The following is a 5,369-nucleotide window of genomic DNA, read 5'->3' on the forward strand; positions in this document are numbered from 1 at the left end:
CACTCTGGCCGCTGTTGGTCTCGGACTCTACATTGCCGCCAGGATGGTGTCGCGCATGCAGGAGCCGAAGCTTCAGCCCGTCCGTGCGACGTTGCGCAAGCCGGTCCGCCTGGAACGCGATCCGGTTACCGGCGTGTATCGTCCCATCGACCGCTGAGCGCATCCCTGTCCGGCCACGTGCCGTCGCATCCCGGGCGTTCCGGGGTGCGAGGTCACGGTGTTCCATGGGAGTGACGTCGCAGGACGACGTGACAGGCGCTGTCCCGCATCGGGCAGCGCTTTTTTGTTGGGGCTGCCCTCTGGTCACGGATCCATGTAGCGGCGCCAGATCTTCTCGCCGATCAGGCAGTCCATGGTCTTTTCCACCGGAGTGATCGCCTGAGCCTTCAGGATGGCGGGTGCGGCGGACGCGATCTCGAGGATCAGCTTGCGCCGGATCGCATCGATGAGTTCGGACGTGTCGCGCACCGGCACCAGGAAGGCACCCGGCCCGCCGATGACGCAGTCACGGTAATAGACGTCGAGATCCTCGATCGAATAGGGCGAATAGCCCCCCGGCTTCAGCATGATCGGCAGGCCGTTGATGACGATGCCGCTGGCGACCACCCGGTCGCGCACCGGCTCGACCATGCCGCCGCGGTTGTTGGGGCCGTCGCCGGAAATGTCGATCACCCGGCGCAGGGCGGTAAAGCCGTTGTCGTCGAACAGGAGGGCGGCTTCGGACAGACCGTTGGAAATCGAGGTGCCGCTTGCCATGCTGAGCTGGGCCGAACCGATCTTCGCGGCAAACGCCCGCGCGCTGTCCCTGTCCTCGACGAGTTGCCAGGGGACCGCAAGGCGCTGCTGCCCCGGTCCTGCCCATTCGAAATAGCTGATGGCGATACGTCCGGTGAGGCCGGACCTGATCGCGTCCATCACCTCGGGGTCGGTCACGGCCTCGATATAGCCCTGACGCTGCAGCATCTGTTCCTCGTAGTCCATCGACCGCGACACGTCGACGGCGAGAACCAGTTCGAGGTCGACCTCGGTGTCGGCGGCCTGCGCCGCCTCGGTCCACAGACCGGCGAGGATCGCGGCCACGGCCGCGAGAAAGCTTCGATCGCCGACCCGGCGTCGAAAGACATCCGAAGATTGGCCCATGTCCACCTCCGTCGCGCCCCGCCGTGAAGCTTCGGCCAGACGGGGCGAGCGGTCAACGTCCCGCGGCGTGACCGGGCGGGTTTGCGGATCACTTGGCCGTGAGCCGGCTTCGGGTCGCGTGATTTTCGGGTTGCCCCGTGTCCGGATGACCCGGCGCCAGCCTCAACCGCGCCGGGCCCGCGCCCGGCGCAGCATGCGGCGGAGCCCGGCTCCGGCGGCGGCTTCGACAGCATCGATGCGTCGGCGCAGCGGCCCGCGCGGCGCGAAGCCGACCTGATCCGAGGTCCAGGCGACAAGCTCGGCCAGCAGCGCCTCGGTTTCGCGGTCCGCGCCGAGGCGGGCGATCTCGTTGACGGGACGGGGCGCGGCCGGCGCCACCCGGTCCTCCCAGGCGCAGCCCCACGCCCGCCGGGCAAGGGCCTCGCAGCTTGCGCGCCAGTGATCGGCCACGATCGCCTGCATCTCGGCATCGACGCCCGCAAAGCTGCCGCGATCGAGGCCGCGCCGGGCGACCTCGTCCTCCAGCAGCCGCGTCGCCTCGCGCGCGCCCTCGCCGAGCCCATGGCCGGCGCCGAGGATCGCAAGCCGGCGTTCGGCCTCGATCGCAAGCGGCCCCGCACTCGGATTCTCGACAAGATCCCCCCCGGCCTTCAGGACGAGGTCCCCGATCCGGTCCGCAAGATCGAGCTCGGCGAGAAGGCGCTCGATCAGGGGCGCCTGGGACCGGTGGTCGCGCAGCGGGACCAGATGCAGCGGCCCGCCAAGCGTGTCGGCGAAGGGCAGCACCAGCCGGGCGTAGTCGAGCTTGCGGTCACGGAAGGCGCGCCGGAAGAAGCCCCGGAAGTCCCGCGTCTCCTGCAGGAACTGCATCTGCTTGGTGTAGCGGGAGTTGAGATATTCGGCCTGCGGCTTGACGGTGACCGCCGTTTCCGGCCGGAAGCCATGGCGCCGCAGCAGGTCGGCGAGGACAGCGGCCGCCCCCGCCGCGTGGCAGAAGCCCTCGTAGGAGAGGATCACGATCTCGGCCGAGGTTGCGGCAAGGTCGGCCTCGAGCCGCGCGAGCATCGCCGCCCTGTCCGCCACGCCGCGCCGGCCGTCGAGCACCTCGCCGAGGGGCTGGTGATTGAGATGGATCCGGGCATCGCCGGGCGGTGTGAGGTCGGGATAGAGCAGGCCGCGGCGCTCCAGTCCGGCGCGCTGATCATGGAGCAGCCGCTGGAAGGTGGTCGTGCCCGTGCGCGGCATGCCGATGTGGACGATCCCGCGCCGTTCCGCCATGCCCCGCTCCGTTCCGATCTGCCGGTCCTGAAGCCGGACCATATCCCAGGACGCCCGATCGCGAACGGGAAAGAGCCCGCCCTCGTCCAAGGCAACGCCGCGGCAGGGCCCGTCAGTCGCTCTCGATCAGGGCGGTGATCCGGGGATCGCGCGGCGGGTTTGCGAGAAGCGCATAGTCGGCAGCATAGACCTCGCGGATCCTCTCGAGCTGGTCCGGCCGGAACTCCTCGACCGTGGCGACGACCGGACTGACGTTGCGGTTGCCGAGGTCGCGCTCATCAAGTTCCAGGAAGGCACCGATCGCCCGCATCTCGGCGGCAAGGTCCGGCAGGCGGATGAGATGGGTGAGCCTGAGCCGGCCGTTCGGGTTGGACAACCGGTCCGCCTGAGGCCGGACACGCCCGGTCGGGGCCGCGAGTGCCTTGTCGACGAAGGCCTCGAAGGCCACGCCCTTCGTCGAAAGCGGCTTGCCGTCGAAGCCGTCTTTCGTATGGAAATTGTAGAGACTGAGCAGGAAGTGGGCGGGATCGCGGATCACGCCGAACACCAGAAACCGCCCGAACGGCAGATGATCGCCGATCCACGCAAACCGGCTCTCGATCTGCGCCAGCGTCATGTGCTTGCCGAACGCCGTGCGGCGGATCGCGATCTCGGCGTGCGGATCAAGCAGTTGCTCGATGCTCGAGGACGCCGTCTTGGTGTTGGCAACGAAGATGAACTTCTTTTCGAGGCCGATCAGCATGATCCGCGCGTCATCCCTTCAATACTCTCCCACGGCGATGACCGCTTTTTCGCGAGAATGCAAGGCCACGACTGCGCCGGACACCGGTCGGGGCTGAAGGGCGGCGGCCGCAACTCCCGGTGCGCGGCCGACGCATCACCGGCACCACCCTCACATGTTCGGATAGTTCGGTCCGCCGCCGCCTTCCGGCACCGTCCAGTTGATGTTCTGGTTCGGGTCCTTGATGTCGCAGGTCTTGCAGTGGACGCAGTTCTGCGCGTTGATCACGAAGGTCGGATCGCCCTCCTCCACCTTCGTCCACTCGTAGACGCCGGCCGGGCAGTAGCGCGTCGAGGGGCCGGTGAAGAGATCGAGCTCGGAGCGCTGCAGCGACGGATCCTTGACCTTGAGATGGACCGGCTGGTCCTCCTCGTGGTTGGTGTTCGACAGGAACACCGAGGACAGGCGATCAAACGAGATCTTGCCGTCGGGCTTGGGGTAGGCGATCGGTTTCGCGTGGTTCTTGGTGAAGGTCACCTCGTGGTCGGCATGACCATGCTTCAGCGTGCCGAAGGGCGAGAAGCCGAACAGCTCGTTCATCCACATGTCGAGGCCGCCGAGCTTGATGCCGAGGATCGTGCCGAGCTTCGACCACAGCGGCTTGACGTTGCGCACCTTCCACAGGTCGCGGCCGATCGGCCCCTGGCGCCAGCCGAATTCGTAGGCCGTCAGCTCGTCGTTGGCCCGGCCCGCGAAAAGCGCCGCACCGACCGCCTCGGCCGCCTCGATGCCGGAGTGCACCGCGTTGTGGCTGCCCTTGATCCGCGGCACGTTGACGAGTCCGGCCGAGCAGCCGAGCAGCGCACCGCCGGGGAAGGTCAGTTTCGGCACCGACTGGTAGCCGCCCTCGGAAATCGCCCGCGCGCCATAGGAAATGCGCTTGCCGCCCTCGAAGGTGGTGCGCACCACCGGATGGGTCTTGAAGCGCTGGAATTCCTCGAAGGGCGAGAGATAGGGATTGCGGTAGTTGAGGTGGACGACAAAGCCGACGGCCACGAGATTGTCTTCGAGGTGATAGAGGAACGAGCCGCCGCCGGTGGACCAGCCGAGCGGCCAGCCGAAGGAATGCTGCACGAGGCCCGGCCGGTGCTTGGCCGGATCGATCTCCCACAGTTCCTTGAGGCCGAGGCCGTATTTCTGCGGCTCGCGGCCGCGGTCGAGATGGAAGCGCTCGATCAGGCCCTTGGCGAGCGAGCCGCGCACGCCCTCGCCGATCAGCACGTATTTGCCGCGCAGTTCCATGCCGCGCTGGAAATTCGGCCCCGGCGTGCCGTCGCGGTGGACGCCCATGTCGCCGGTGGCAACGCCCACCACCCGGCCGGCGTCGTCATAGAGCACCTCGGCGGCGGCAAAGCCCGGATAGATCTCGACGCCCAGCGTCTCGGCCCGCGTCGCCAGCCAGCGCGCGACGTTGCCGAGCGAGGCGACATAGTTGCCGTGGTTCGACATCAGCTTCGGCATCAGCGCATTGGGCAGGCGCACGGCGGCGGCCGGGCCGAGCACGAGGAACTGGTCCTCCGTCACCGGCGTCTTCAGCGGCGCCGTCTCGTCGTCGCGCCAGTCGGGCAGCAGACGGTCGAGGCCGGAGGGATCGATCACCGCGCCGGAGAGGATGTGGGCGCCGACTTCCGAGCCCTTCTCCAGCACGACCACGGAGATGTCCCCGCCCGTCTCGGCGGCGATCTGCTTCAGGCGGATGGCAGCCGCAAGGCCGGCCGGGCCGGCGCCGACGATCACCACGTCGAAGTCCATCGCCTCGCGCTCGGGAAGCTCCGTCTCCGTCATCCTTCGGTCTCCTCTGATGCGTGCCGCAGGGCGGCCTGCCGGGTTGCGGGCACTCTACCGCCCGGGCCTGCCCGCGCAAGCTCGCCACGCGGTCGCAGGCCGTGCGACATTGGAACAGTGCCAGTCTGCTGTCTCACATGGCCGGCTTCGACGCGGCGGGCAAGGGCGCATGCGGAAAAGGACCCTCACCCTCCCCGCCTTGCCCTTTGCCGCGCATGCTGATTGGATGCCGCCGGGAACCCGAACGCCATGACCATGCCGCCCTCCTCCGCCTCCAGCTTCGCCGACCTGCGCGCGCTCATCGAGTGGTATGACGCCATGGGTGTCGACGCCGCGCTCGGCGACGATCCGGTCGACCGCTTCGCCGAAAGCGCAGCCGCCCGCA

Annotated in this window: 4 protein-coding genes; all 4 read right to left on the reverse strand. The window is 68.3% G+C overall.

The window, feature by feature from the left end; genetic code table 11:
* Positions 1 to 303: 303 nt before the first annotated feature.
* Positions 304 to 1,140: a DUF1194 domain-containing protein gene (locus tag A6302_RS19180; RefSeq protein WP_069308371.1), complete on the reverse strand. Its 837-nt coding sequence runs from the start codon at positions 1,138 to 1,140 to the stop codon at positions 304 to 306.
* 162 nt (positions 1,141 to 1,302) lie between these two features.
* The gene (locus A6302_RS19185) at positions 1,303 to 2,418 is read right to left on the reverse strand and encodes a hypothetical protein (RefSeq protein WP_141703968.1); all 1,116 of its coding nucleotides are present in this window, start codon (positions 2,416 to 2,418) and stop codon (positions 1,303 to 1,305) included.
* A 112-nt stretch (positions 2,419 to 2,530) separates the two neighbouring features.
* On the reverse strand, positions 2,531 to 3,160 hold the full coding sequence (locus A6302_RS19190; protein WP_069308373.1) for a hypothetical protein: 630 nt from the start codon (positions 3,158 to 3,160) through the stop codon (positions 2,531 to 2,533).
* A 150-nt stretch (positions 3,161 to 3,310) separates the two neighbouring features.
* The gene (locus A6302_RS19195; RefSeq protein WP_069308374.1) at positions 3,311 to 4,984 is read right to left on the reverse strand and encodes an electron transfer flavoprotein-ubiquinone oxidoreductase; all 1,674 of its coding nucleotides are present in this window, start codon (positions 4,982 to 4,984) and stop codon (positions 3,311 to 3,313) included.
* Positions 4,985 to 5,369 lie beyond the last annotated feature (385 nt).

Origin of the sequence: Methylobrevis pamukkalensis, from assembly GCF_001720135.1 — a bacterium.
Classification (GTDB): domain Bacteria; phylum Pseudomonadota; class Alphaproteobacteria; order Rhizobiales; family Pleomorphomonadaceae; genus Methylobrevis; species Methylobrevis pamukkalensis.

Excerpts from the sequence above, each read along its gene's own strand:
- A6302_RS19180 (WP_069308371.1), bottom strand. The coding sequence starts at position 1,140 with ATGGGCCAATCTTCGGATGTCTTTCGACGCCGGGTCGGCGATCGAAGC.
- A6302_RS19190 (WP_069308373.1), bottom strand. The coding sequence starts at position 3,160 with ATGCTGATCGGCCTCGAAAAGAAGTTCATCTTCGTTGCCAACACCAAG.
- A6302_RS19185 (WP_141703968.1), bottom strand. The coding sequence starts at position 2,418 with ATGGCGGAACGGCGCGGGATCGTCCACATCGGCATGCCGCGCACGGGC.
- A6302_RS19195 (WP_069308374.1), bottom strand. The coding sequence starts at position 4,984 with ATGACGGAGACGGAGCTTCCCGAGCGCGAGGCGATGGACTTCGACGTG.